Consider the following 25,656-nt stretch of genomic DNA (forward strand, 5'->3'; position numbering starts at 1 on the left):
TTATCGTAGCATAATCTAGAAAACTTGAAGAGTATAATGAAGGCTTTTAAGATATGATATAATCAATGTAAAAAAAATGATAGCAAGAAGAAATGACTATTTACGTAAGATCGATCAACTTATTGGAGAAAATATTTATTCTCTAAGACTTGCTAAAGGGATGTCACGACAACAACTGGCGTATATACTAGAAGTAACAGGACAGCAGTTACAAAAATACGAAAGAGGCATTAATAGAATATCAATAGGTAGATTAGTTCTTATTGCTAAAGCACTAGATAAAAATATAGAGTATTTTTATAAAGACTTAGAAGATGCTGATACTGTACAGCCAGTATTTGTTGAAAATCAGCATATGCACATAGAGGTTTCAAAGAATTTTATGAAAATTCGTAGTTCAGAGCAGCAGCAAGCTGTTAATGCATTGATACGATCTTTGATTACTAAAGAAGTTGAGACATCATAAACTTATAATTAATAATAGTGCTTGAAAAACAAGATATGGAATAAGAGAAAGCGATAAATAGACACAAGATTTACAACAACTAGTATATCTTGTTAAAATTAAGTCGGATATGATTTTTAAATGCATATAGACGGAAATATGCCTAGATTATGAATACATGTTATTGCCATCTATATGAGGTTTGAGTTTGAAGAGCAATAGATATATTGAGTACAAGTTTGGTTCAAACTAATATCATGCAACAATTAATACAGCAATTCAAATCGTTCATTATTGCTATTATTGTTTTTTTATTTTTTAATATTGGTTTTTATATTTACCTTTTACATCTACAAAAAGAAAAGGAAAAATTAATGCTTGCTGGTTATTTAGATAGTGTTGGTAGTTTATTATCTCATGATTTGACAACAGTCTTCAACAAATCTAGCTATAATAAAACCTTTTTTTTATTTAAAAATTTTTCAAGAACAAATAATGTTATAAGCGAAAATACAATAAAAACCACACCATATACAATTTCTATTAAAAATTCAGCAGAGCAGTTTATATTTGATTTACAAGAACTAAGGGATAATTTAAATAAAATATTTCCCCATTACATAGGTTATGCAATCATAATCAATGATTATAGTGTTGCATTTGGTCTAGACTATAAAAAAAATTTAAATGTAAAAAAAGATTATCAAATTGATTTAAACACAGTTTTGACCATAAAAGTAGGAATTAACAAAAATTCTAAATTTTATCTTTTAAACAACAATAAAGTGTACCAATATACTTTTATAACTGTAGTTTTGACTTTTTTAATTTGCTCATTATTTTTGTATGTTTACCTCAGAATAAAAAAAAGAAGGGTAGAGAGACTTTATATATTAGAGCATGATTTATACGAAGAAAAAAAGATTAATAGTACATTGTTGAGCAACAAAAAAATTAATCAAAAACTAAAGAAGCTCTTTATAAAAAAAGCAACCGAGATGTATATCAAGCAAGAAATGGGTATAAGTGATAAGAAAATAATTCAGAATATATCCCCAAGTAACTATTTATTTCCAATGTGCTTATACGATACATCTCCTGAAAAAATAGATATAGTAAATTTAACTAAGTATTTAGAAGAATATTTTTCTCCTTATTTCATTACAATAGCCTTAAAGGTACAAACTAATATAGACACAATTAATATTAATTGTACGACCGAAGTTTTTTATCAGTTAATTTTTAGCCTTATTTTTAATTTAATGGAATTTATGGATAGGCAGAGTGAAATTCCTAAAATAATGGAAATAAGTTTTACTAACAAAAAAGTTATTATTAAATATGACAGTTTTCCTTTAAACGAAAAAAGAATGGTGGATTTGTCTGAAACTATAGTGTTAGAATATATGGATGTATTTCTACTTAGTTGTCGTAAAATATTCAAATCTCTAAAGGAGCATAAGTTTAAGTACAGTATATCTTCTGATGACGAATCTAATATAGTTGAAATTACTTATCCTATAATAATAGATGAATCAGTACAAAAACAAGTGTTAGATTTTACTAAATATGCGAATAGTATCAGAAAGAAAAAATGAAGAAATATATATTAATAATAATATTAGTTATGTCCAGTATTTCACTTGCTCAAGACCAAGTATCCAATTCTGTTGTACCGGTCACTTATTTTATTAATCACATCAAACAACTAACTCTACTCAAGAATAATTTAACTAAATATGAACAAGCCAGTGTAGTAGGTGTTAGTGGAATGGGGAAGACTCAGCTTGCGAGAATGTATTCTTATGAGAACAAACAGAATTATGATATTATTTGGTTTATTGACTGTAACTTAGATATTAATGAAGAATTGTTGAAGCTAGCAAAAACTATTAATAGCACTTTTAAATCTAATCTAATATCAGAAGATATAACCTTAGTAAAAAAAGAACTAATGGCTTATTTATCCAGTAAGGATAAATGGTTGTTAATATTTGATAATTTAAAGATAAAAGAAAATCATAAGGTACAAGAATTTGTTAATTGGGAACATAATGGTCATGTTATTTTTGCTTCCCAAGATAGCGAGGGATTACACAGTATAATTAAGATGACAGCATTTGATAAGCAAGATGCTATTACTCTTGCCAATAATATTTTAGAAAATAATAATCCAAAATCAGCAGAATTTCTAGCACAAGAATTTGTTGGTTACCCTATCCTTATAGTACAAGGGGTACAATTATTGAACCAAGTACCGGGTTTAAACCAAGAAGAATATAAAAAGAGGATACGAGATTCTGCTGATAAAATTAAATTAAACATTACTCTAGCAATTAAGGAATTAAAGCCAAATGCTAAAAAATTACTAAATAAAATAGCACTAATCAATAACCAAGGTTTTTCTAAGGATCTACTAAGAATTATTACTGATGACAAGAATACTATTGATGATGATATTTATCAACTGTCTAAATTTGCTTTAATTTCTAATACCGATCCAAATGAAACCAATCCTGTTTTTGAAATGCATGATGTTATTGCTAATAAGATAATGGAGATAAATGGAAATAAGAATAATAAAGCTTTTTTAGAAGACATTGTTACTAAATTAATGAACTCTATACCAAGTAGCGTGGTAAAAGCCCATATTTTTAGGAATGCAAAAACAGTGTCTGAAAATCTTGAAATAATCAAAAAAAATGAACAAAAATACAATATTTATGTTTATAAACTTATGGAGTTAAATTTACAATTAATAATAAAATATATTAATTCTTTTGATTTCTATAAGGCAACAGAACTAATTAATTGGTTTAATAAAAATGATCAGGATGGAAAATTCAAGTTATGGTTAATGAACAATAATGAAAAGCGGGTATACGCAGCGTATTTACATATAATAGGACAGTATGGACAATATGGATATTATAGAAGTTCCGATAATAAGACAGCGATTGAATATTTAGTAAGAGCAAAAAAAGTATTAGATAACGTACAAGGATATGACACTTTAAAATTTAATGTATTTTTCAATTTAGCAATGTCTAATATTGTATTAGGGGATATTCAAGAGGTAGAGAAAAATACTCAAATTATCGATCGGATGTTTAATGAAGGTTCTGTTGACAAAATAGATATACCAATGCTGTATTTTGTTAAAGCTAGATTATTTTTTATACAGGGAAAATATCTTGAGTCATTAGAACAAGCTAATAAAACTATGGAGGCATGTATAAAAAATGGATTAAACCAAGATGATCTATTGCTTACACATCTTTATTTATTTAAAGCTGAGGTGTTAAACATCCTTGGACAATATAAAGAGGCCTATGCTCAAGTTGACAAGTTATATGATATGCATAAGCCATCTAAAAAGGAAGACCATGAAGTATTTGGTCGAATCTTTACTGAGATGTCAAGAGCAGAACTGGGATTAGGAAATATTAGGAAAGCTTTAGAATATGCTCAAAAAGCTAAAAATATATTCATTAATGATCCAACTAAAAAAAATGCTAATCTTACGGAATTACAAGACCTACGTTTGGCGAAAGCTTTTGTTGTTGAAGGAGATGCGTTAGCGGCTCTTGGTCAAAATGAGAAAGCAGCTGAATCCTATGCTTCAGCAGAAGTATTATATTATAATAATTATCGGGACAATATGAAAAATGTCGATGAAGTAAGCTACCTGTATTGGGCTGCAGCAAAAGCAACTTGAAATTTACCAAATAAATTTTGGTATATAAAATTTAGCACCCAACTCATAGAAAAATTTGGTGAAAACCACTTTAGAAGTATAGATATTTTGAGTAAGTGTAAAAACTAATAACAATTTGATGTAGAAGTTATTTGTACTACAATAATAAATAATTCGAAGTAAACACAAGGATAAATATTATATTTTGCTAAATATATGAATAATATTATTAGAAAGAAAAAATGAAGAAATATATATTAATAATAATGGTATTAATAATGCCTTATACATCAGTTGCTCAAGTGGAAATATCCAATCTTGTTATACCAGTAAGCTATTTTGTAGATCATGTTAAACAATTAACTTTAGTTAAGAATAATTCGATCAAATATAGACAAACAAGTCTCGTTGGCATTAGTGGTATGGGCAAGACTCAGCTTGCGAGAATGTACGCCTATGAGAATAAAAATAATTATGAGCTTATTTGGTTCATTGATTGCAGTTTAGATATTAATGAAGGGTTTCTAAAACTAGCAAAATCAATTAATGAAAAAGCTAAGACTAATTTAATATCAGAAGATGTAAGAACAGCAAAAAAAGAAGTGTTATCTTACTTATCTAGTAAGAATAAATGGTTGTTAGTATTTGATAATTTAAAGATCAAAGAAAATCATAAGGTGCAAGAATTTGTTAATTGGGAACATAATGGTCATGTTATTTTTGCTTCCCAAGATAGTGAACTATTACCTAATACAGTCAAAATGACGGCATTTGAAAAAAATGATGCTACTACTCTTGCTAATAATATTTTAGAAAAAGATGATCCTAAACTAGCAGAGTTTTTAGTTCAAGAATTTAGTGGTTATCCTATATTGATAGTACAAGGCACACAGTTATTGAACCAAGTACCGGGTTTAAATCAAGAAGAATATAAAAAGAGGATACGAGATTCTACTGATAAAATTAAATTAAACATTAATTTAGCAATTAAGGAATTAAAGCCAAATGCTAAAAGATTACTGAATAAGATAGCCTTAATTAACACCCAAGGTTTTTCGAAAGAACTTCTAAAAATTATTACTGATGACAAGAATACTATTGATGATGATATTTATCAACTGTCTAAATTTGCTTTAATTTCTAATACCGATCCAAATGAAACCAATCCTGTTTTTGAAATGCATGATGTTATTGCTAATAAGATAATGGAGATAAATGGCAATAAGAATAATAGAGATTTTTTAGAAGATATAATTCAAAAAATACCTAAATATAAAGATTTAAAGACCGGACATTTATGGAGGATTTCGAAAACGATACCCGAAAATCTAGAAGTTCTTTTGAAAAATTCTGAAAAATATAATATTAACGTATATTCGATACTTGATTTAAGAGCCGAATTGTTCACTATATATGTTAATACTCAAAACGGCTATAAGGCTCAACAAATGATGGATTGGTTTGAACAAAAAGATAAGAGAGGTGAATTTAAGTTTTGGCTAATGTCCGCATACCAAAAATATTGTTATGGTCGATATTTAGGGTTAATAGGAATTTATAATAGAATATCATTAGGAAATTTTGAAGTAACTATTTCTTATGCTACTAGAGCATTAGAAATTCTAGATAATCTTAAAATAGACTCGCCTATTAAATTTAATCTTGACGCACAAAGATTAAATCTCAACGCACATATAGCTGGATCTCAAGCATCTTTGGTCAATACAAAAATTGCTGAAGAAATCATAGAAAAAATAGAGGAATCATTTACACAAGAGGTTCAAGAAGTCAATATATTTATAATTTATTTTTTAAAATCAAAATTATTGTTTATTCAAGGAAAATATACTGAAACGTTGGAACAAATTGGTAAACTTTTAGTCACCTGTATCCAAAATGGAATGGATAGTAATGATTTATTGCTAACACATGCTTATTTAATTAAATCAGAAGTATTAAGCATCCTAGGCAAGTATAAAGAAGCATACGTTCAAGCAGAACAATTATATGATATGCACAAGCTAGTAAAGAAAAAGGATCATGAAGTATTTGGTCAAATCTTTACTGAGATGTCAAGAGCAGAATTGGGATTAGGAAATATTAGGAAAGCTTTAGAATATGCTCAAAAAGCTAAAAATATATTCATTAATGATCCAACTAAAAAAAATGTTAATCTTACGGAATTACAAGACCTACGTTTGGCGAAAGCTTTTGTTGTTGAAGGAGATGCGTTAGCGGCTCTTGGTCAGAATGAAAAGGCAGCTGAGTCCTATGCTTCAGCAGAAGTATTATATTATAACAATTATCGGGATAATATGAAAAATATCGATGAAGTAAGCTACCTGTATTGGGCTGCAGCAAAAGCAACTTGCAATTTACCAAATAAATTTTGGTATATAAAATTTAGCACCCAACTCATAGAAAAATTTGGTGAAAACCACTTTAGAAGTATAGAACTTTTGAGTAAGTGTAAAAACTAATAAAATTTGATAAAATATTCATTTTTGGGGTCTATCAGAAAGATTGTGTAAGTATGATGTCAGAGTTAGTCCATCTTTGATCGACATTTGCCCATTTTTGGTCATCAGTACCACAAAGTATGGCAAATTGATTCAAGGCAACTGACCAATCTTTAATTGGCATTGTCCACTTCTTTTGAGCGTTTGTCAATGCCAAAAATATTATTTTCTGAATTGATTTATCATCTGGAAATACCCCTTTATTTTTTATAATTTTCCTGATTTGCCGATTGGCTGATTCAATAGTATTAGTAGTATATATTGCCTTTCTAATCCCTTCAGGAAAACTAAAAAGCGGGGCTATACCTGACCAAAGACGTTGCCACATGTCAGAAATTACTGGATATTTTTCGTCCCATTTTTTACTAAAGTTTTGTAGCTCTCTAATCCCTTCCGCCTCGTTTATTGCTGTATAAATTTTCTTTAAATCAGCTGTTACCGATTTTAAATCTTTATATGACACGTACTTGGTAGAATTCCTAACCATATGCACGATACATAATTGTACAATAGTTTTAGGAAAAACACTATTTATAGCTTCAGGAAAGCCTTTTAGACCATCTACACAAGCAACATATATCTTTTCAATTCCCCTATTCTTTAGCTCAGTTACCACTTGCATCCAAAATTTAGAACCTTCATTCTTGCCAACCCAAATACCAAATAGCTCTTTCTTACCTTCCATATTAACACCTATAGCTATATAAACTGCTTTATTTATTATAGTGTGATTGTCTCTTCCTTTGACATATATGCAGTCAAGATATATTATCGGATATATACTATCAAGGGGACGATTCTGCCAATTTATAATATCCTCCAAAACTCCGTCAGTTACTTTAGATATTAATTCTGCAGATACTTTGGTAGAATAGATTTCCTCTAAATGTCCTTGTATCTCCCTTGTAGTCATACCTCTTGCATACAGAGATATTACCTTCTCATCAAACCCTTTAAATTGTCGAACTCCCTTAGGAATTAATAGGGGTTCAAATTCTCCTTCTCTATCTCTTGGAACATCTACTGTTATATTCCTACCATCTTCATCTATTATAGTCTTTTCATAACTACCATTGCGTCTGTTTTCAGATTCTTTCTCATCCTTGGAATGTTTCTCATATCCAATATAAGATTCCATCTCTTTTTCTAGAATCTTATTAACTAGTTGTTTTTTTAACTCTTGCAATATCCCATCTTTGCCAAAAATTTCTGATGGATTACTTTGTGACAAAAGTTCTGATACTACTTTTTCTACAGATTGATTTATTGTTTTTGTTTTCTTCTTCATATTAACCTCATGTAAGTGTTTTTTCGTAATCTTATTTTTACTACTTTTTTCAACTTACACAATCTTTATGACAGACTCCATTTTTGCCCCAAATTTACTTTTTTTGTATGCGTTGTTGTAATATCCAATTAATAAATCTTTTCTCTAATTCTTTTTTGGGTTCGGGTTTCGAGTAATTAAACACTTCTAACATAATATTGACTATATCCACTTCAGTAACTTCTAGCTTAAGATTTTTTACCTCTTCTATTACAGTCTTAAGTACTTTTTCCATCAATTCAAAATCATCATTATTTAAATAATTTTTTGTTTCAATAAAGGGATTATATAAATCTTTAACAGTTACACCTAGTACATCGGCCACTGTTTGTAACAACTCTGCTGAAGGTTTTTTAGATATTCCCTTTAGAATATTGTATATATTATTTTTCTTTAAACCAGCTTTTCTTTCAAGTTCAGTAACTTGGTAATTACGGTCTTTAATAATTTTATCTAAATTTTTTTGTAATGTTGTATATGACATTATGTTTTAAGTAATTCAATTATTTTTTAGTTACATTTATGTTCCACTATGTATTAATTCTCACATAAATGTTTTTTTGTCAAATTTTATATGCATAATTATTGACATTAGCAATAAAAGTATTATACATATAATTCTATATATAGAATTTAAAGGCAGGACATAATTGAACAACATCAAAAGGGATGTTTTTTATTAAAAGCTAATCATAATAAAGTAGAACATGAATTACCAAATATTAGCCTTGACCATTGGAGTATTTAGCCTAATCATCGGACAAATATTATTAATACTACTCTCGGTCAAATGGCTTAATCAAATCAGATCAACCTGTAGCAACATTAAGGTTATTTGCGAGAACTTCTCTAGCATATACATTAAAGCACAAGATGAAATAACAGGTTTGTATAAAAAAACAACAGAGCTAGCTAATAGTACAGTTAAGAAAGAACATCACCTATTACATGCTACCTTTCAGTTAGAAGATACAAATCTGCATCTTAAAATACTACTTGATGAGTTTAAAATATTTGCTAGGTCTAATACTACGCTACAGACCAAGAAACAAAAATAATTAACATTAACTAACCCCAGTTGCCAATTAATTTGGTATATTAAAAGGTTCTTCAATCCTTGATTACTTTTGCTTTATTACAGAATTTACCTTGCATATCAAATATTTGTACTACTCCTTCTGTATGAATATCGTGAGCTTTATCAACTAAATATTTTTGCTGTGGTGGAAACCATTGTAACACAAAATAAAGGACAGTGGTTGTAGTAATAGTTGATAAGCTAAGACTAATCGCTACTACAGGAAAGAAATTTTTGCTACGATTAATCCTAAGAGACTCAATATCATCTTTAATTTTGTTGAGATTTTGACTACAGCTATTAATTGCTATAGTCATTTCATCTATTTTAAGTTGGTTGTGACTTTGAATTTCCTCAGCAACTTCAGGGGCTATAGTTATTATGCTTTTATCTAACTTTTCCGGTATTTTGCTTAAGATATAGCACTCCTCACTAAGCTTAGAAAGATTTTTTTTAAAATCTTCCAACTGAATATTAATATTATTACTATATTGCTTAGTGGAATCACTAAAAGATGCTAAAATATCTTGAACCTCCCGTTTAATATATGGTAGTTCTTTAATAAGTTCTATACATGTAGTAAAGTGCTTGTCTACTTTGTCATAAACTGTAGTAAAGTCAGTCGTTATTTTTTTACTCATTTTTTACCATGAATATTCGTTAATGTATTATACTCGTTAGTTATAGCAATCATTTTTTACCATATTCTTGCCTAGCTTCTTGCCACCAAGGTTGATCCTTACGTGGTTCTTGTGATACTACTTGCTCAACATCTGTTATACTTGCTTGGTCATTTGAAATATCAGAAACACTAGCTTCCTGAACATTATGATTATTAATGGAATTATTATAATGTTCAGGAAGCTTACTTGCAGCAACAAAATATGGGTGTTTTTTAGGAACATCCGCCGCTAAAGGCACTTTAATTCTAGCTATTCTAGCTTTTGGCTCAGGTAGTCCAACAAAACACTCTAAATCTGCTAAAGTAGCAAGATCATCGGTAGTGATTAAAGCTTTATGTTTAGTATTTTCACTATAGCTAATACCATCTCGAAACTCATGAGCTCCATAAGAAGTATTTTTTTGGCTAGTAGCATATTCCAGTTGTCCAAATATCTCAGTAATAATTTTAGCTGTAGCTGGCTCATCACTTCTAAAGAGAAACTTAGTAGCAAATTGACCAAAGATACTGCTACCTTGCAACATACCAAAATTATCGAATATTTGATTAATTGATTGAGTAGCACAAAGAACGCACCCTCCATATTTTCGTGATTCTGATATTAAAGTAGGAAAGCTAGGCAAATTACCTAAAGAAGCTAGTTCATCGATGATAAACCACATACGCCTTTTTTCATTGATCCCTATGCCAATTAGACATGAAATTGCTAGTTCAAATAAACAGCTAGTTAGCGGCATTGTAACGTTTCGCATATCTGGTCTGTTACTCAAGAATAACCAAGCGGGACTGCCTTGGGCTACTTCAGTAAAATATTTGGTCAGGGAAAATTTTCTTTCAGAGTCAAATAAGAGATTTAGAGGAGCAGTACTAGTCGCCAGCACTGATAAAATAGAACTAGCAGTAGTCTTATTACTGGCTGTTAAATATCTAGCGGCTACTGTATTAGCTAACTTTTTCTCAAGTGATTGCCTAGAAGATAGCTGTAACATTTTCTGCAGTTCAGTAATTGATTTATTGCCTTCTTTTATTAAGGATTGAACACAAGCACAAAAAATAGTTGCACTACTATTATTCCAAAATGGATCAAAGCCGCTACTAGTCTTCTTGTTAAACTTAAACAGTACTTTAGCAAATTTATCTAACTTTGGATCAATATATTCTGCTTGTTCATGATCATTACTATTATTAGAACTAGTATCAGTCCAAAAATCCCAACTATGAGATCTAGCATCTAATGGATTAAAGATAATATCTCCTCTATCCGGGTTATAATATCTTTCTATCATTTCCCCTGTTTGATCAACGACCAATGCTGGTTGTTGAAAGTTCCTGATTTGCGGAATTAAATTATTAAACAAATTAGTCTTACCAGAACCGGTAGTGCCAATAGCTATAATATGCCTAGTTTCGCTATCTTTAACAAGTCGCATGCTACCTACAATGAATTTACTTGCTTTATTAGCTTTATTTAAATAGTTAGTTATTTCTTTTGCTGACTTAATAGTACTACCGCTAATTTGTTTTTCTAGTGATACCGACTTACCAAATTTTGTCCACAGCAGAAAGATGCTAACAAAAATACCAAACATCAAACCAAGGCAGAGTAATAATTTAGCTTTGATAAAACTAACTAGCTGATAATAATTCTTACTGAATTTAGAGGAAGTCAAGATCAGTTGTGGATCAATATTACTCCTATATAAACCAGCATGATTATAGGCATTAATTAGGGTAACATATTTTTTGCCTTTAGGATTGATCATTACCTTAATAGGACGCACGCTATTATCAAAGTTACTGGCTAGTAAGGCTTTTTGATAAGTTACAGCAGCAGATAAATCATATAGTTCTAGCTTGGGGTAAGCTAGAACTATGGTAATTATCACACTTACAATGCACGAAATAACAATAGAGCGATTAAATACCTGCAAAAACATCCTGATCTTATGCAAGAATATCTGACCACCACCTATAAAATTATTTAGCATACAATTTGACTAAATTTAAAGTAATAAGTTTATAAAATATATCTTATTTTAAAGACCAACCATTGGTATGTATATTCTCTTAATTTATTATCTATTATAATACATTTTCGATTAACCACTAAGTCCATGATGCTACTTTTCTTGAATATTTTTAACTATCAGCAAATATTATTAATTTACTATAATCATTATTATCAGCAGCTCTTAGAGCTTCTAAATATTGTTTTCTAGTAGCATTATCACAAATTAAATTGCTTCTACCCCAACTAAATCTACGCTCATTATGACTTACTAATATAAAGTCAGCGAAGAGCCTAGAAAACCTTCCATTACCGTTTGGGAATGGGTGGATAAATACCAGCCTATGGTGAAATCTTATTGCAGTTTCTCGTAAAGGGTAAATTTTATGTGTTAACTGGTAAATAGTATCATCAAATAATAATTTGAGTTCCTGCCCTATATAAATACTATTTACTCCTATATTGGTTTGAGTTTTTCTAAACTTACCTGCCCAACTCCAAGTATTATCAAACATTTTATTATGTAATTTTTGTGCAAAACTTATTGATAAAATATCTCGCCTTTTTCTCTGTAACACCCATTCCTCTGCTTTTAGAATATTATATTGTTCCCATTCATTTAGCTCACTTTGAGTGGTTAAATGTTTTGGTAATAAATTATTGATTTCATCTTGATTTAAAGGAGTAGCACCTTCAGCGTAAATAAATCTCATTGCCAAATAGTTTTTATATTATTTTTCATTAATTCTTCTTTTAGAATTTCAATTTGCTCTTGCTGTTTTTTATCAATTACTTTTTGATCTTCCAATATCATCGAATGTGATATTTCCTTTAGCCTATCTATAGCCGTTCTTTCTGCTTGCTCTTCTATAATATTTAGTAAGTTTTTTTCTGGAACTATAGCATAAACTAACTTGCAACCTAGTTGACTTGCGACTTTTTCTAAAGTTGCAAGGGTTGTCTTCATCAATACCTCATCATTTTCTATACGTAAGATTCTTTGTTTGCTAACCCCACACCGACGAGCTAGCTGCTGACTTGTCATACCGATTGCAGTTCTTATGGTTTTTAACCATCCGTTACTTGGTATTATCATATTTTCTAATGGGCTTAATTGATTCATTAGCTGTTTGCAGGTTAATTTTCTTAAAGACCAATTCATAATTATAAACTCATAAGTAAACTTATATATTACTATAACATCATATAAAAACAATATACATATTGTTTTTATATGGATTCAGTACTACTAATAATCTACAAATGCAAATTATTAGTAGTAATAATAATTCAAAAAATACTACTAACAAATAAACTAATGTAAATTTGTAGTACCGTTTTAGCTCCCAAGCCAAGACAATAGTACCTTTCTTGAATATTGCTTATGATAATATGGCTTGGCAGAATGATAAAGTCTTACGGCCTTTTGCCAATCACCATGTTGCAGATATAAATCAGTTAGTAGTTTGGCTGCATATTCAACGTTAGTTTTAGGAGTAAGCATTTCATCAAGACTAGAAAAATGTCTTTTATGCCAGTACCAATTGATTTGCATTACGCCAATATCAATATTTGTATGTCCTTTTCTCAGATAAGAAAGTATATTTTTAGATGCTTCCGCCTTAGACTTGGCAATGAACGCTTTACCACCTAAATTTACTGCATAAACTTTCATTTCAGACTCTACTTCAGCAATAGCTTTCAATAAACCACTTGGAATATTATGTTCTTTTTCAACTGTGCTAATTAATCCCGCTAAATCTTGTGCAAACACCATATTTTGTGAAAAAGCAACTATTGTAATAACCAAAATCTTGATTATTTCTTTACTTAAAATATCAAACCATGATATTATCATTTTATATAGCTTAAATCTAAGGTATCTTATGAACTGGATCAAGTCACGGCTAAATAAAGATAATTTTTGGAATTTAATGTTTTGGCTGGGGATATGCTTTAATATGGCAATGAGCGAAATATTTGACAGTATTTTTTTAACATTAATTACACTATTTGTAGTACCTAAATTTCTAGTTATGTTTAATAAAGTAACGTACACTGAAGATAAAACATTTTTTAATAAACAAGACCAGTCTCTAACGGATAGACTGCCAAAAAATTTTGGGACAGTGCTGGCACTTACAATAGTATTAACAGCTTTTGTATTTATACCGTTCTTTATGCTCAATGGAGTTATTTTGTTTGATTTGACAGCTACCACATTTCTTGGTTTTTTGCTTGCAATACCTACTTTATACTTCATATACAAAAATTGTCCTATTTCTATTTTATTTAACAAAAATGCTTGGCAAGAAGAAGTGATTGGTATGAAAGCAGGGAGATATAATGTCAATGTCCATTCTTCTTCTACCTTTAGTTCTAATAACATATATTATACAGGCATTGAACATCGTAATTTACCTAGTAATATGTATTATCATAGAAAGTAATCTTTTACTTAGAATATTTTGGTTTACTCTGTCTTACACTTTGATAAGCTCCTTTGTTAAGCCAGCCTTTTGGAGAACCTTTAGTTGTTCCACCTATACCAAGTGTTTTACCAGAACGTAAATATTTTCTATTCTCTTCATACTTATCAACTTCTGCTTGTAAATCTTTTCGCTCAAGTTCATTAACTTGTCGGATATTATTATATTGTTCAGTATTTTTACCTGTTACTTCTTCAAACTTATTTTTAAGTTTTCCCTCTTTGCCTTTAATATTTGCTATAAATTCTTCATTATTAATACCGCTTTTTGTTGCTATTTCTTTAACTTGTGATTCAGGATTTCTATTAATTCGCTTATCATGTTCATTGCTAAAATCATTTAATGCTTTTTCTGCATGCTGACCCGATACTTGGTGCTTACCACTATTTATTTCAGGTATTAAATTTTGTAATTCTTCAGAGGCTATTTTATTCCATACTTTCATCACGTCAGGATGCTGCTTGTCTACTAGCTTCCTCACAGAGTTTGCATCCATACCAAACTCTATTACGCAGCGGTCTAACACTTCTTGATACATATCCTTGTTAACTGTTGCTGATTCTGATTCAAGTCTGCTTTTTGTTTTGTACCAATTATCTACTGTTTCTTGACGCATTGATACTTGTTCTTCTAATCTTTGTTGCTTTTCATAACTGTTCCTTACTGCATCACTATAATGTTTCTCAGCACTATTATCTTTTCCCCATACTTCACTTGATGCTGCTTTGACTATATTGTTGTAATCTTCATGAGTATTATTTTGTGTTGATGTATCACTATCCTCCATAAAAGACTGATCACTTACATTTCTAGCAGTGAGTGAACCTTCTACACTACCAGAGATACCAATACCAGTAAGTCCTTTTAGTGGAGTAGCCGCAGTCATAGATGCTTTTAACGCTGCATCTGTTGCTTGTTGCCAACTATATCCATATTGTTCTTTAAGAGTTCTGACGTTGTTTACTGCCCGCTGAAGTGACTTGCCTTGCTCTCCCATTGTATCATAATTAAAGCTTTCCCCACTATGTTCACGCTGTGCTAAGTTGGAAACAAAATCAGCTGTTTTGCTCAAGGTGTTACTCTTTGCATCTGATAATGCCCTTTGATCTGACTTCAATAAACTTTCAGACGTGTGTATGCCTTGAGTCACATGATTCTGGGCTGTTTGTTCCAAATTAAATTTGGTAATACCAACAGAAGTGTTAATACCTTGACCGCCACTGTAAATTACGCTACCATCAGGATTATTGCGAGATATACTACCATCAGCTTGTTGCCAGCTATTGCCACCTTCAACATATTGCATATTATAATCAAGCTTATATCCTGACTTCATATATCGCTGATTATTTCCTTCTGAAACATTATCAATGCTTCTATTGCCACTTGCTACCTCTGCTCCTATACTGCCCGATGTTGCTTGCAGTCCACCAATAATTGAGCCAGCTAAATGACCAAGACTGTTAACACCCGATTGCATAATAGCAAATGCCAAAAATGGTATTACCATTTGCAAACCTGCTGCTACTGTTACTATTGTATCAACGTGATTGGTGATTGTGCTGCTACTACTGAAACTTAACATTAAATTTGAGCCAGTTTTTAAATTACTATAAGTACCCATGATCATATTAATAATAGCATTTAATGACGGCCATAATTGTAGTGAGGCAACTAAAGTCAGATAAGAAGTATATTTTGCTATGCCACCACTAAAGATTAACATTGGCACTAAAAACATAAACGAGGCATAGACTATGCATTTTATTACGACTAGTAACATTGGTAAATACAAGCTAGCCATATCACTTGATAATAACCAACCACTTTCTTGGCTGGTTCGAGAACGAGCTACTGCATAGTTACTTGCGGTATAATCAGATATACTGTTAATCATCATTTGCTGCCTTAGTATGTCACCTGCTTTTTGACCACCTCCATAAAGACTACTAATATTTTTCTCGAGAATATTTGATAGGATACTTGATGAACTGCTTGATGACCTAGCTGAAGGGACATAATCTGATCCACCTCTTGCTTTAGCAAATTCTGTATTGGCATTTTTTGATACTACCCTTTTGATCTCTCCATCAAAATAATTCTCAAAGAGATTTGCTGCATCTTGGCAAGTAACATTACGCAGATTCTTACCGTCTCTAATGTAAAGACGGGTCAATGTGCCAGCCTTGCTACTCACTAATTTCCAAATATCAGGAGTATCTATTAATTGTTTAGGAGTAAACTGATAGCCTATCATTGCTGGTAGTACAACACATTGCTTGATAAAAGAACGCATATTTTCTACAAACTCTGGGTCTTTAATACGAACCTGACGTAATTCCTTTTTTAGTCTTGCACCAAATAACATACCATAATTATAATAAGAAAATATAGGTGACGTACTAACAAGAGCTTCTATCGGTGCATATACTTGTTCAAAACCAATAGTGACCAAATGACCAAATTCTTCTAATATGCCAACTGGCAGGGCAAAAGCTATAGGAATATTATCAACCTTACCTATTATTTTACTTACATGATCTTTAATAATCATTTCTGTTTTAGGCAGTAATAATGCATTGATTAATACAATCATACCAAGTACTTTAAGCACATATGCCCGCCACACCATAGAATTATTACTATACGACATTTTTACTGCATAATAACATCCAGTAATTATGCATAGACTATTTACTAAATCTGTATAAAATTCACTATTACGTAACATTGCTAAACCATTTAATACATAGTACAAAGCATCGTAATAACCGTAAGTATGGATTGTTAAATTTAGTTCCATATTTCTTTACCTATTTACCTTACTATCCTTTTCCTACCCAGCTTTTATCCATCCATTTGATTAGTGGACATAAACTCCTGAAACTTCATCTCAAAGTATTTTTCTTCTTGCAACATTCTCATCTTGGTTTGCTCAATAATATTATAACGCCTAAAGGCATTTTCTCTGTTGCTTATCAAAAAGCTAATAGTGTTATTGACTTCCTGCTCAAAGCTGGTAAATACCCCTATATCTGCAAGCTGTAAGTAAGAAAGCTCTGATACTGCTTCAGAAGTTTGTTGTAATAATTTAGTAAGGTAGTTAGTTACTACGTCATAGCATAAGCTTTCAACAAATTCAGCTATCCGTACTGTTAAGTAAGCATTATCAGTATTAGTAGCAAGTTCTCTCTGAATCTTGTTAGTTAGTGGAATGGATGATAAAGCAATTAGATTTTCTTCATCCTCAGTAAAATTACCGTTATTATTCTTTATTTTCTTAACCATAGAAAATAGCATTTGATCAATGCTACCATATAGTGTATCTTTATCTGATAACTTAGTTTTGGCTTTTTGGGGGAGTAAGCATAAGTTTGTTTCACCACACTTATACAGCTCTACATCTACATTACCACTACGAACTCCAATAAACTCCCCTATTAATTCCTTATTAACCAATGATTTTTTATGAGTTATTGAACGACGTCCTTCAGCATCTTTTTTGCCAATAATAGTTCCTGATATGCTCATGAGTAATTCTTTAAAAGTAGTAGCATCTCCTGAGCTACTTATTTTCTTATCAAGAGCCTTCCATACCAAATTAAAATTATCACCAAGTAAACTCTCAAGTTCTTTATTGCTTTTGGTTGGATCACCAGTATCATGTTTTGCCTTGTCTCTAATATCTGCCATATCACTTCCTCTGCCTGTCATTACCAAGTCACTTTGGCGGGTAAGTTCTGCTCCTTTATCCATTTTACTTGCTAGACCATTACTGATCTGAGTAGCCATGTCACAAGAATTAATATTGAATTGGTTGATATTTCTTTGCATTTGCTCTAAGTAAGTCATAATATTCTCACATTGCGGACAGATGGTTTTAATTGCCATAATTGCTGCATAGCCGCCAACATTTTGTACCATTTCTTTAAGAAATCGTTCCATAGCAGCACTTTTCAAAAATGATAATGCTCCACCTCTAAGATCTAACTGTGCTCCACAAGGCAATCCTCCAAGCTTACAACTAGGAGATTGAAAATTAAAAAGCTGTAAATCTTCTATAGGTGGCGACTTAATTAGCACTGATCCGCCAATTATATGACCTGCTAATTGATCTTGTACGATCGCTGATCTAGTTACATTACTCATAGTACCACTTGGCATAACGCTTTTAATTAACTTCTCTATGCCTGCATAACTATTGTTGCTCACTAGTAAGCATATTGCTAATAAGCAATGAATAGATAATCTCCGTATTAACTTTCTAATCATCATTTTCTGCTACCTTAGTTTTTTCTTCAGTTATAGTTAACCTGTTAATGTTCTAGATAGTTTTTCTGTCATTGCGAGGAGCTACTTTAGTAGCTCCTCGCAATGACGTTTAGGAACTTATAATAATATCAATAACCTATTCGGGTTAGCTATATTCCCTCCGTTCCTTCCATCTTATTTAAATACTCACTTGCCAATAACCCAGCTTCCTCAAGCTCTGACATCGATGCTGTACCTCTGATAAGTTCGAAATGAATCTTACTATCATTTGTAACAGCTACAATTGTTGGAGCTTTTTGCAAATTTAGCTTTTCAGCAATTTCCTGATTTTGGTAAGTCTTAAAAAATTTGCTTTTGCTACCATCTAGACTGACTGCTTCTACTTTAAATCCATATTTCTTAGCAAAGTCATTTAGTACTGGCTCTAGAGCTATGCAATAAGGACAATTTGACGAAAAAAATACAAAGAGTTCTATCTGAGTAGCAAGTATCTTAAGTTTGCCAGCTAGCTTTTGTTGATCCGTCTCTTCTTTTATTCTTCTGCCATACAGATTAATTGGATTCTCAATTAAATTGATAGTCTCAGGGTACAGGAAATTTACCATCCTAAAGCTATGAGCAAGTTTTAAACTATTATCTAACATCAAGGTTTCCTTTTCTTTATATCTTCTTACATGTTCGATATTTTCTGGGTATCTAATCATCATAAACTTTAGCTCCTCTAGCTCTTTGCTAAATTGTTCCACTTCCTGCCTTGCTTTGGCGTATTCTTGCTCTCTTTGTTGCTCTATGACTAATATCTCTTGTTGCTTCTCTAATTCTTTTGTCAACTCCTTCTCCTCAAACCATAACCAACCACGATATCTCTGTTCAAAGAAATCTTTGGCATAGCTAGTAGAGAAATAAGCTATTAATGATAGAAACAATATTAATCTCATAACTTGCTAGACCCATTTAATCATTGCTAATTAAGTTAATTACTAACTTAATCATTAACTCTTTTTGTTTAGGATCACTTTCAGCAACAAGTAGTGCTAAAGCAGTTAAACTACTTGGGTTAATCTTTCTTAGATCACAGTTAGATTTTTTTAAATATAATAGAAATAACAAACTACCAATCCTCTTATTACCGTCACTAAATGGATGATCCTTAATAATAAAATAAATCAAATGAGCTGCTTTCTCTTCTAAAGAACCATATAAACTAGCTCCATCAAAGCTTTGTTCTAAATTAGCTAAAATACTTTGAAGTCCATTCTCTTTCTCAAAACCAAATAACTGACTTGTTAAACCTTGCTTTATTAATTCTTGTCTTAAAGACTCTACAGCCACTAGTGCTTCTTGGTATGAAATTATTACCGTGTCTGAATTATGTAGATTTTTAGGAACACCTAAATTTTCTTCATCATACTTAATAAGAATATCCCAAGTCTTAGAGTATGTAGTAATTAGGTTTAATAATTCTCGTCCTTCATCAGTCACAAGATTTTGGTTTACTAAAGTAGTTGATAATAATTCTATTGTTTGTTTTAACTGTTCCAGTTTTTCACCAATAATTTGTTGTTGATTGATACTATAGCCATTAATTAGGTACTCCTTTAACACACTAGATGCCCATTTTCTAAACTGCCCCCCAAATTTGGAATTAACTCGGTAACCTACTGATAAGATTGCATCTAAATTATAATATTCAACTTGATATATCTTACCATCAGCAGCAGTTGTTGCATTTTTTGCAACAACTGCTAATTCTTCTAATTCACCTTCTTTAAATATGTTTTTAAGATGTCTTGAGATTACTGATTTATCTCGCTGGAAAACCTCAGCTATTTGATTTAAAGATAACCAAACAGTTTCATCGTATATCTGAACATTTACGGTCACTTTTCCATCTTTGCTTTGATAAATAGCTATTTTATTCTCTTGCTTCGTCTTAATTTGGCTTTCTTGTCCTATATTAGTCATATTTTTTCCTGATTTACTGTTAACTCTTTGCTAAATTATTATTCTACTAAACTTTTTAATCACCACTAAGTAGTTCCCATTAATTAAATCTTGTTCTAGAATTTTTATCCTTTGTAATAACTGATCTTTACTAGGACAATTCTGACAAAAACTATGTCCAGTATTTAACTGTCTCTTCAGCTCAGCTAATTCTTGTTCTTTCACTTTCCTTTGTGAAGTTTTTGCTTCATCTTGTTTCTTCTATTCTGCTTGCCTTATAGCCTCTGCTTTACGTTCTTCTTCTGTTCCTATATTCCAACCAGCTTGATTATTTGCCTGATTATTCGGGTTGTCATCATATTGCCTGATATTTTGCAGACTACCCTTAACCCTCATGCTCATATCTCCGTTATTTGGTACTTTATATTTGCCAAAAAACTTTACCTTAAACTCCTCGATAAACTCAGTGAAATCGACGCGATTGAAATCTATTCTTAATATTTCGTCTAATGTCAAACCACGACAATTAGGATTGCCACCACTGCCAAAACTCATACCAAGCTGCTTCCGACCTTCAACCTGTATGACCTTGTCTAGCATCTGACCAAAACAACAATAATAATGCTTGACTATCTTCGTTACTCCTAGATTCTGCTTTCCCTCTTTGCCAACATAAACACATAGATTCTTTTTACGCTTATCGATCAGCAACTGCTCATCCTTACTGCAGCCCGCTCCAAAATTCTTACCCCAACCTTTCTGATCCACTGAGCAGCAATTACTGTAACCGATTGCCTTCTTACTACAATGCATGCTAAGCCCTTCAAACAACTTAATATTGAATCCATCACCTGCCTTGATCTGACTTATCGCATAAAGCTTGGAAATTGAATCCATCATTTCACCATTGGTCATATAGCTTTTATCAACGCAGTTACCATCAATACAAGGTATACCTTTACATACAAGACCTTCCGGTCCTTCTTTTTCCTTAAATCCTACCCGTACTTTCTGACTCTCTATGGGGGATGGTATCCATCTTTTACAGGAATATTCCTCTTTCCTGTTAACACAATTACCTAAGCTATCGGTAAGCAAACACTCTAAAAGTGCAACAAAATAGCAATGTGCATATTGATCACAGTTATTTTTACTCGGATAATTACAAATTTTACTATACCCCCATTCCCAGCAGTCTCTATGTACCTGAAAACCATCTATTACCCTTACGCCACTAGCTAAACACTTCTTTTGTCCTTCTTGGCAAGGATAATTGGAAACAAAGTTTGATCTACCAGCAGCCAATGCTGTTGTTTCAGTTGCTATGCTGAACATTACAATTACCCTCAATAATAAAATTCTTATTATTTTTATTAACTTCATGACTCTGATCACTCTAACCTACATTGCTCACGCCAATACTCTTGCCAATATGTACAAATACGCTCACTTACATCTAAATTAAAACTTACCTCGTTATTTCCACGACCAATTGCCTTGATCTCCAGTATATTGTCTCCTTGCCTGATATGAGGCAACAAGTTGATTACTTCAGCTCTAGACCTATCAGCTATAGAATCTAAACCTAGAGCATATTCACCAAAACCAGTACTAACTATTGGATAATTAGTGGTAACTGTCATTCTCTTACCAACCAAACCACCATATTTCCTCTCACCTTTAGTTTCAACTGACCTATAACCATTAAGAAACAAATTGTTGCCATTAACAGGACCAACAAATATCACCTGACCATTTAGCTTAAACATAATAAACGTACCATAACTAGCAGCAGTTAACTGTACTTTAGTAAGCATTGCCACTTTAGCAGATATATTAAAACTTATCTGCCAAGTTGCTTCCTGAGCATGGTAAGTTGTCCCACTCGCTTTATTAATAAAACCGTGTACTGTACCGCCTCCATAACTACTTGACTCACCACCACCACCAAAAAGCCTCATAAAAAGACTGCAGGGTTTCGGGCCATATTGTTCTACAAAACTAATACGTTTAACTAAACCTGCTATATTTGGGGTGTATTTCATACTCGATTGACTAATTGTTAATTCAGCTGGCTTTTCAGAAAATTGCAAACATTGTAGTGTAAGTCCATCAACACAAGCGTATCTATTACGTAAGCGTTCACAGAAATACTGGTCATATATGGTATCTCCCTTGGCTCTTTCATCTCTGCGACTTAGCTCCATGAAATATTGCGGCTCTATTTCCTTATTGCCTTTAACCGTCTTACAATCCACTCCTATATCTCTCAGTTGTCCTAGTAAATTATCCATCATCTTGCCAGATGCATTTGCTATCATTTCTGCATCTTGTTTATGAGCCATCATGCCAGGTCTGCTATAATCAACAAACATCTCGTTATAGAACGGGTCTTTAGCTGACTCCTCCCATCCTTTGTTACTTAAATCTTCTGCTTCTATACTACTTAACCGATCTGCTTCCGATTGTAGCTTATCATGACCTACTAAATCACCTAACCCTTGACTATTCTCTACTCCTCTAGCAAAACCTGCTTTACTATCTTCTATTTGTCTACTCCAACTTTGATAATTGTCTATATTCTTTTCAAACAATGGATCTACCTCATTAATATTGGTCTTATTGATTGGGTCTAAATATTGGGCTTCTGCACAAGTAATAGTTACCACTAAAACTATTAGAACTATCTGCCTCATCCTTCTCATCTTTATATCCTTACGCCTGCTTCTTATCTTTGTAACAACTCTTGTGCTTCTTGTGATAAATCACCATTAATCGCAAATTTCTCCAAAGCTGCTTTTATACCTATACTGCCAGTAATCTTATCGTAAGTAACTTTGCAAGATTTACCAAAACACCCATCTAAGTAACCTTCTTGTTTAACCAACAAAATAGCTGGCACAACATTAATACCAAACTGATCAAAAGCTTCGTCATCTATTTGCATACTGCCTACTTCACCATTTTCTGATATTGACATAACTAGTTTGCTAAGTTCTTTAAAACTACTATTAGGTAATCCCTTAAATACCAATGTTCCACCATATTTTACTGCTTGCTGATGATAGGTCTTCAGTAAATTACTTGGCATCCCACTACTTACAAATATCTTAAGCACTGCTGGATTAATAAGTTCTTTGTCTATTAATTCTTTATCACTGCAATTTTGTCCTTGCTTTAAACAATGCTGCTTATCTAACTCACACAGCTTTTGTAAAATAGCTTCTCTTGTTAGTATTTGTCCTACATGTCCCAATTTTTTAGCCCAATCTTGCTGCTGATCAGTTGCCTCAATATTTTTTATGTTATTTAACAATTCACTATTAGTGTTGCTGATGTTTTGTGCTATAGTTAAGTGACTACTGTTAAATAGTAATGTAACTAAAAAGCACAGCAATTCGCCTTTCGCCATACTAAATACCCCCAATCTTGTCCGTCATACGGATATTCTTTAAATGTTGAATACATCATGTCACTTAAACCTAATGGCCAACAACCAATGCTATCTGATGTTGACTTTGGATTTACCATTTGTAGTTTATACTGGCTCTTCTTAATCTTTAATGCCTTAGACTTACGGCACAATTTACCTCCACCTGCCAACCGAGTGTTTTCATCAGTTGAGGTCTCCTCCGCAAGCCCTATTCGGTGCATCTTGGCAATTATTCGAATAGCTAATAAACTACTTGATTGCACTCCACCAACATGATCAGCATTTGCTCCACTAAATGGGTACATATTACCTAAGCAACCAGCACACCAAAACATACTATCTAGTGGCATCCTAGCTGTGCTACTTGCACAATCCAAACCACAAGCTGCTTGAGCTACAGGGTTGGCAAATAAAAAAGCTTCAGGATTTAACAGGTTCTGCAATTTTTCATCATTCCAAGTAACGTCAAACTCACTCATATAAGCCACGTCAAAGCTACTCTGCTCTAAACAAATAAAATCAGTAATAAGTTCAAGCCAATAAATTAGTGGATAAATATAATAATGAACGTGATAGAAACTATCGTGAACATGCCTGCCATCATAGCTTCTATTAAAACTACTAGTCCTTTTGCTATCAGAACCAAGAGAGATACCACCAAGGTTAGTCATACAATAAGGGGTTCTTGTAACATCAATAAGTCTTACTGGTTCCCAAAATCCTATTGCTATCCCTGGTACAGGAATGTTTGCTTTAATACATAGACAAACTGGTGATGAGGGATTTTTGGTATCTCTTTTTTTAGGCGTTACACCACTACCAATATTAATTAAGTTGCCTATGCTTATTGGCAATATGCAACTCCAACAAATATCAGTAATTGGATTGACAAAATGCCCCTGACATGTAATACTTGCAGATACTGAAAATGGCATAAAAATAGCCACTAACAGTAGGATACTTAACCGTGTCTTTGTGCCTTGAGCTGGGTCGCCAAACTTTTTGCTCAAGGCCGTATTATTGATATTTGTCAACGTTTTTACCTCTTACATTATTCACATTCCTCAAAAAGATTTAGTAATTTTACTGCAAATTTAGTAAAATGTTTGGTATTACGAGTAACTAAAACCATATCATAAACTATTGCTTGGGCAGCAATTAGGCTATCTACCTGATTTGTAGCATCAATAGCAAGTAATTCTCCCCAACATTTACATACATTATTATCTATACCAATGGTTCTAGCGGTATATTTTTTAATTAAAATATCTTGCCACCTTTCTAAACTTAATGAGGCTATTAAATCTGTTTGTCTCTTTTTAGCAATCCCTTTTTGAATTTCACCAATTGTTAAGTAACTTATATATAATGATTCTATAGGTATTTGATATAACCAAGATATTACTTGGCTATTTGGACTTTTCTTACGAAACTCTGACAATATATTAGTATCAAGTAAATATCTCATATATCAATATCTTCCCTAGCTTTACTTGGTTTTCTTTCAAATAAATCCTCTTCATCATCATTATCAACTTTTGGTATAGATAATAAAAATTCTTTAAATGACATAGGGGGTTTTATTTTATCACCCATATAATCTTCCACTGAGATAATATAGACTGCTTTATGTCTCTTCTTATCATTTATTAATTGAGGTTGCCCGTTTTCAGCGAGTTCAATAATTTCTTCAAAATGCTCCTTTGCCTCTTGTAATTGCCATTTTTGCATAAAATACCTCTAATTTTGTTTATTTATATAT

At 31.9% G+C, this 25,656-nt stretch carries 24 protein-coding genes; 6 read left to right on the forward strand and 18 right to left on the reverse strand.

Annotated features, from left to right (window positions below; all coding sequences use genetic code 11):
* Nucleotides 1-79: 79 nt before the first annotated feature.
* The 4 genes from AAGD26_RS04050 (at nt 80) to AAGD26_RS04065 (ending at nt 6,622) form a co-directional block, all read left to right on the forward strand.
* Nucleotides 80-466 carry a helix-turn-helix domain-containing protein gene (locus AAGD26_RS04050; RefSeq protein WP_341752314.1) on the forward strand — a complete coding sequence of 129 codons (387 nt, stop codon included), beginning with the start codon at nt 80-82 and terminating at the stop codon, nt 464-466.
* Between the two features lie 236 nt (nt 467-702).
* Entirely contained in the window at nt 703-2,043 is a 1,341-nt protein-coding gene (locus tag AAGD26_RS04055) for a hypothetical protein (RefSeq protein ID WP_341751191.1), read from the forward strand.
* On the forward strand, nt 2,040-4,163 hold the full coding sequence (locus tag AAGD26_RS04060; RefSeq protein WP_341751192.1) for a tetratricopeptide repeat protein: 2,124 nt from the start codon (nt 2,040-2,042) through the stop codon (nt 4,161-4,163). The genes AAGD26_RS04055 and AAGD26_RS04060 overlap by 4 nt, the downstream gene beginning before the upstream one ends.
* A 221-nt stretch (nt 4,164-4,384) precedes the next feature.
* A complete protein-coding gene (locus AAGD26_RS04065; RefSeq protein WP_341751193.1) occupies nt 4,385-6,622 on the forward strand; it encodes a tetratricopeptide repeat protein in 2,238 nt (745 codons plus the stop codon).
* A gap of 34 nt (nt 6,623-6,656) precedes the next feature.
* Here the strand turns inward: AAGD26_RS04065 and AAGD26_RS04070 are convergent, their stop codons facing one another.
* Both AAGD26_RS04070 and AAGD26_RS04075 read right to left on the reverse strand, forming a co-directional pair.
* Nucleotides 6,657-7,949 (reverse strand): IS256 family transposase, encoded by a 1,293-nt coding sequence (locus tag AAGD26_RS04070; protein WP_341751194.1) that lies wholly within the window; start codon nt 7,947-7,949, stop codon nt 6,657-6,659.
* Nucleotides 7,950-8,043: 94 nt separating this feature from the next.
* Nucleotides 8,044-8,472, reverse strand: a complete 429-nt coding sequence (locus tag AAGD26_RS04075) for a helix-turn-helix domain-containing protein (protein ID WP_341751195.1) — start codon at nt 8,470-8,472, stop codon at nt 8,044-8,046.
* Between the two features lie 223 nt (nt 8,473-8,695).
* Between AAGD26_RS04075 and AAGD26_RS04080 the strand changes: the two genes are divergently transcribed.
* A complete protein-coding gene (locus AAGD26_RS04080; protein ID WP_341751196.1) occupies nt 8,696-9,046 on the forward strand; it encodes a hypothetical protein in 351 nt (116 codons plus the stop codon).
* Between the two features lie 52 nt (nt 9,047-9,098).
* Here AAGD26_RS04080 and AAGD26_RS04085 read toward each other — a convergent pair whose 3' ends face one another.
* From AAGD26_RS04085 to AAGD26_RS04105, 5 genes are all read right to left on the reverse strand, one after another.
* The gene (locus tag AAGD26_RS04085; protein WP_341751197.1) at nt 9,099-9,707 is read right to left on the reverse strand and encodes a hypothetical protein; all 609 of its coding nucleotides are present in this window, start codon (nt 9,705-9,707) and stop codon (nt 9,099-9,101) included.
* Between the two features lie 49 nt (nt 9,708-9,756).
* The gene (locus AAGD26_RS04090) at nt 9,757-11,736 is read right to left on the reverse strand and encodes a type IV secretion system DNA-binding domain-containing protein (protein ID WP_341751198.1); all 1,980 of its coding nucleotides are present in this window, start codon (nt 11,734-11,736) and stop codon (nt 9,757-9,759) included.
* Between the two features lie 151 nt (nt 11,737-11,887).
* Nucleotides 11,888-12,469 (reverse strand): mobile mystery protein B, encoded by a 582-nt coding sequence (locus tag AAGD26_RS04095; RefSeq protein WP_341751199.1) that lies wholly within the window; start codon nt 12,467-12,469, stop codon nt 11,888-11,890.
* A complete protein-coding gene (locus AAGD26_RS04100) occupies nt 12,466-12,918 on the reverse strand; it encodes a mobile mystery protein A (protein WP_341751200.1) in 453 nt (150 codons plus the stop codon). The genes AAGD26_RS04095 and AAGD26_RS04100 overlap by 4 nt, the downstream gene beginning before the upstream one ends.
* Nucleotides 12,919-13,095: 177 nt before the next feature.
* Nucleotides 13,096-13,614 (reverse strand): lytic transglycosylase domain-containing protein, encoded by a 519-nt coding sequence (locus AAGD26_RS04105; RefSeq protein ID WP_341751201.1) that lies wholly within the window; start codon nt 13,612-13,614, stop codon nt 13,096-13,098.
* Between the two features lie 28 nt (nt 13,615-13,642).
* Between AAGD26_RS04105 and AAGD26_RS04110 the strand changes: the two genes are divergently transcribed.
* Entirely contained in the window at nt 13,643-14,206 is a 564-nt protein-coding gene (locus tag AAGD26_RS04110; protein ID WP_341751202.1) for a hypothetical protein, read from the forward strand.
* A 4-nt stretch (nt 14,207-14,210) separates the two neighbouring features.
* Here the strand turns inward: AAGD26_RS04110 and AAGD26_RS04115 are convergent, their stop codons facing one another.
* The 11 genes from AAGD26_RS04115 to AAGD26_RS04165 all read right to left on the reverse strand — a co-directional run bounded on the left by AAGD26_RS04115 (nt 14,211) and on the right by AAGD26_RS04165 (nt 25,625).
* Nucleotides 14,211-17,048: a conjugal transfer protein TraG N-terminal domain-containing protein gene (locus AAGD26_RS04115; RefSeq protein ID WP_341751203.1), complete on the reverse strand. Its 2,838-nt coding sequence runs from the start codon at nt 17,046-17,048 to the stop codon at nt 14,211-14,213.
* A gap of 44 nt (nt 17,049-17,092) precedes the next feature.
* On the reverse strand, nt 17,093-18,520 hold the full coding sequence (locus tag AAGD26_RS04120) for a conjugal transfer protein TraH (protein WP_341751204.1): 1,428 nt from the start codon (nt 18,518-18,520) through the stop codon (nt 17,093-17,095).
* 146 nt (nt 18,521-18,666) lie between these two features.
* On the reverse strand, nt 18,667-19,455 hold the full coding sequence (gene traF, locus AAGD26_RS04125) for a conjugal transfer protein TraF (protein ID WP_341751205.1): 789 nt from the start codon (nt 19,453-19,455) through the stop codon (nt 18,667-18,669).
* Between the two features lie 16 nt (nt 19,456-19,471).
* Nucleotides 19,472-20,482 carry a virulence protein RhuM/Fic/DOC family protein gene (locus tag AAGD26_RS04130; RefSeq protein ID WP_341751206.1) on the reverse strand — a complete coding sequence of 337 codons (1,011 nt, stop codon included), beginning with the start codon at nt 20,480-20,482 and terminating at the stop codon, nt 19,472-19,474.
* Between the two features lie 30 nt (nt 20,483-20,512).
* Nucleotides 20,513-20,686: a hypothetical protein gene (locus AAGD26_RS04135; RefSeq protein ID WP_341751207.1), complete on the reverse strand. Its 174-nt coding sequence runs from the start codon at nt 20,684-20,686 to the stop codon at nt 20,513-20,515.
* 36 nt (nt 20,687-20,722) lie between these two features.
* On the reverse strand, nt 20,723-21,796 hold the full coding sequence (gene traN, locus AAGD26_RS04140; RefSeq protein ID WP_341751208.1) for a conjugal transfer protein TraN: 1,074 nt from the start codon (nt 21,794-21,796) through the stop codon (nt 20,723-20,725).
* A gap of 56 nt (nt 21,797-21,852) precedes the next feature.
* The gene (locus AAGD26_RS04145) at nt 21,853-23,166 is read right to left on the reverse strand and encodes a hypothetical protein (protein WP_341751209.1); all 1,314 of its coding nucleotides are present in this window, start codon (nt 23,164-23,166) and stop codon (nt 21,853-21,855) included.
* 23 nt (nt 23,167-23,189) lie between these two features.
* Nucleotides 23,190-23,873 (reverse strand): type-F conjugative transfer system pilin assembly protein TrbC, encoded by a 684-nt coding sequence (gene trbC, locus AAGD26_RS04150; protein WP_341751210.1) that lies wholly within the window; start codon nt 23,871-23,873, stop codon nt 23,190-23,192.
* The gene (gene traU / locus AAGD26_RS04155; RefSeq protein WP_341751211.1) at nt 23,843-24,829 is read right to left on the reverse strand and encodes a conjugal transfer pilus assembly protein TraU; all 987 of its coding nucleotides are present in this window, start codon (nt 24,827-24,829) and stop codon (nt 23,843-23,845) included. The genes trbC and traU overlap by 31 nt, the downstream gene beginning before the upstream one ends.
* A 116-nt stretch (nt 24,830-24,945) precedes the next feature.
* Nucleotides 24,946-25,362, reverse strand: a complete 417-nt coding sequence (locus AAGD26_RS04160) for a type II toxin-antitoxin system VapC family toxin (protein ID WP_341751212.1) — start codon at nt 25,360-25,362, stop codon at nt 24,946-24,948.
* Nucleotides 25,359-25,625: a type II toxin-antitoxin system prevent-host-death family antitoxin gene (locus AAGD26_RS04165; protein ID WP_341751213.1), complete on the reverse strand. Its 267-nt coding sequence runs from the start codon at nt 25,623-25,625 to the stop codon at nt 25,359-25,361. The genes AAGD26_RS04160 and AAGD26_RS04165 overlap by 4 nt, the downstream gene beginning before the upstream one ends.
* Between the last annotated feature and the right edge of the window lie 31 nt (nt 25,626-25,656).

Origin of the sequence: Candidatus Tisiphia endosymbiont of Piscicola geometra, assembly GCF_964026415.1 — a bacterium.
Lineage (GTDB): Bacteria > Pseudomonadota > Alphaproteobacteria > Rickettsiales > Rickettsiaceae > Tisiphia.

What these genes read in the sequence shown, in the direction of transcription:
- AAGD26_RS04055 (WP_341751191.1), top strand. Translation starts at nt 703, where the DNA reads ATGCAACAATTAATACAGCAATTCAAATCGTTCATTATTGCTATTATT.
- AAGD26_RS04060 (WP_341751192.1), top strand. Translation starts at nt 2,040, where the DNA reads ATGAAGAAATATATATTAATAATAATATTAGTTATGTCCAGTATTTCA.
- AAGD26_RS04065 (WP_341751193.1), top strand. Translation starts at nt 4,385, where the DNA reads ATGAAGAAATATATATTAATAATAATGGTATTAATAATGCCTTATACA.
- AAGD26_RS04070 (WP_341751194.1), bottom strand. Translation starts at nt 7,949, where the DNA reads ATGAAGAAGAAAACAAAAACAATAAATCAATCTGTAGAAAAAGTAGTA.
- AAGD26_RS04075 (WP_341751195.1), bottom strand. Translation starts at nt 8,472, where the DNA reads ATGTCATATACAACATTACAAAAAAATTTAGATAAAATTATTAAAGAC.
- AAGD26_RS04080 (WP_341751196.1), top strand. Translation starts at nt 8,696, where the DNA reads ATGAATTACCAAATATTAGCCTTGACCATTGGAGTATTTAGCCTAATC.
- AAGD26_RS04085 (WP_341751197.1), bottom strand. Translation starts at nt 9,707, where the DNA reads ATGAGTAAAAAAATAACGACTGACTTTACTACAGTTTATGACAAAGTA.
- AAGD26_RS04090 (WP_341751198.1), bottom strand. Translation starts at nt 11,736, where the DNA reads ATGCTAAATAATTTTATAGGTGGTGGTCAGATATTCTTGCATAAGATC.
- AAGD26_RS04095 (WP_341751199.1), bottom strand. Translation starts at nt 12,469, where the DNA reads ATGAGATTTATTTACGCTGAAGGTGCTACTCCTTTAAATCAAGATGAA.
- AAGD26_RS04100 (WP_341751200.1), bottom strand. Translation starts at nt 12,918, where the DNA reads ATGAATTGGTCTTTAAGAAAATTAACCTGCAAACAGCTAATGAATCAA.
- AAGD26_RS04105 (WP_341751201.1), bottom strand. Translation starts at nt 13,614, where the DNA reads ATGATAATATCATGGTTTGATATTTTAAGTAAAGAAATAATCAAGATT.
- AAGD26_RS04110 (WP_341751202.1), top strand. Translation starts at nt 13,643, where the DNA reads ATGAACTGGATCAAGTCACGGCTAAATAAAGATAATTTTTGGAATTTA.
- AAGD26_RS04115 (WP_341751203.1), bottom strand. Translation starts at nt 17,048, where the DNA reads ATGGAACTAAATTTAACAATCCATACTTACGGTTATTACGATGCTTTG.
- AAGD26_RS04120 (WP_341751204.1), bottom strand. Translation starts at nt 18,520, where the DNA reads ATGATGATTAGAAAGTTAATACGGAGATTATCTATTCATTGCTTATTA.
- traF (WP_341751205.1), bottom strand. Translation starts at nt 19,455, where the DNA reads ATGAGATTAATATTGTTTCTATCATTAATAGCTTATTTCTCTACTAGC.
- AAGD26_RS04130 (WP_341751206.1), bottom strand. Translation starts at nt 20,482, where the DNA reads ATGACTAATATAGGACAAGAAAGCCAAATTAAGACGAAGCAAGAGAAT.
- traN (WP_341751208.1), bottom strand. Translation starts at nt 21,796, where the DNA reads ATGTTCAGCATAGCAACTGAAACAACAGCATTGGCTGCTGGTAGATCA.
- AAGD26_RS04145 (WP_341751209.1), bottom strand. Translation starts at nt 23,166, where the DNA reads ATGAGAAGGATGAGGCAGATAGTTCTAATAGTTTTAGTGGTAACTATT.
- trbC (WP_341751210.1), bottom strand. Translation starts at nt 23,873, where the DNA reads ATGGCGAAAGGCGAATTGCTGTGCTTTTTAGTTACATTACTATTTAAC.
- traU (WP_341751211.1), bottom strand. Translation starts at nt 24,829, where the DNA reads ATGCCATTTTCAGTATCTGCAAGTATTACATGTCAGGGGCATTTTGTC.
- AAGD26_RS04160 (WP_341751212.1), bottom strand. Translation starts at nt 25,362, where the DNA reads ATGAGATATTTACTTGATACTAATATATTGTCAGAGTTTCGTAAGAAA.
- AAGD26_RS04165 (WP_341751213.1), bottom strand. Translation starts at nt 25,625, where the DNA reads ATGCAAAAATGGCAATTACAAGAGGCAAAGGAGCATTTTGAAGAAATT.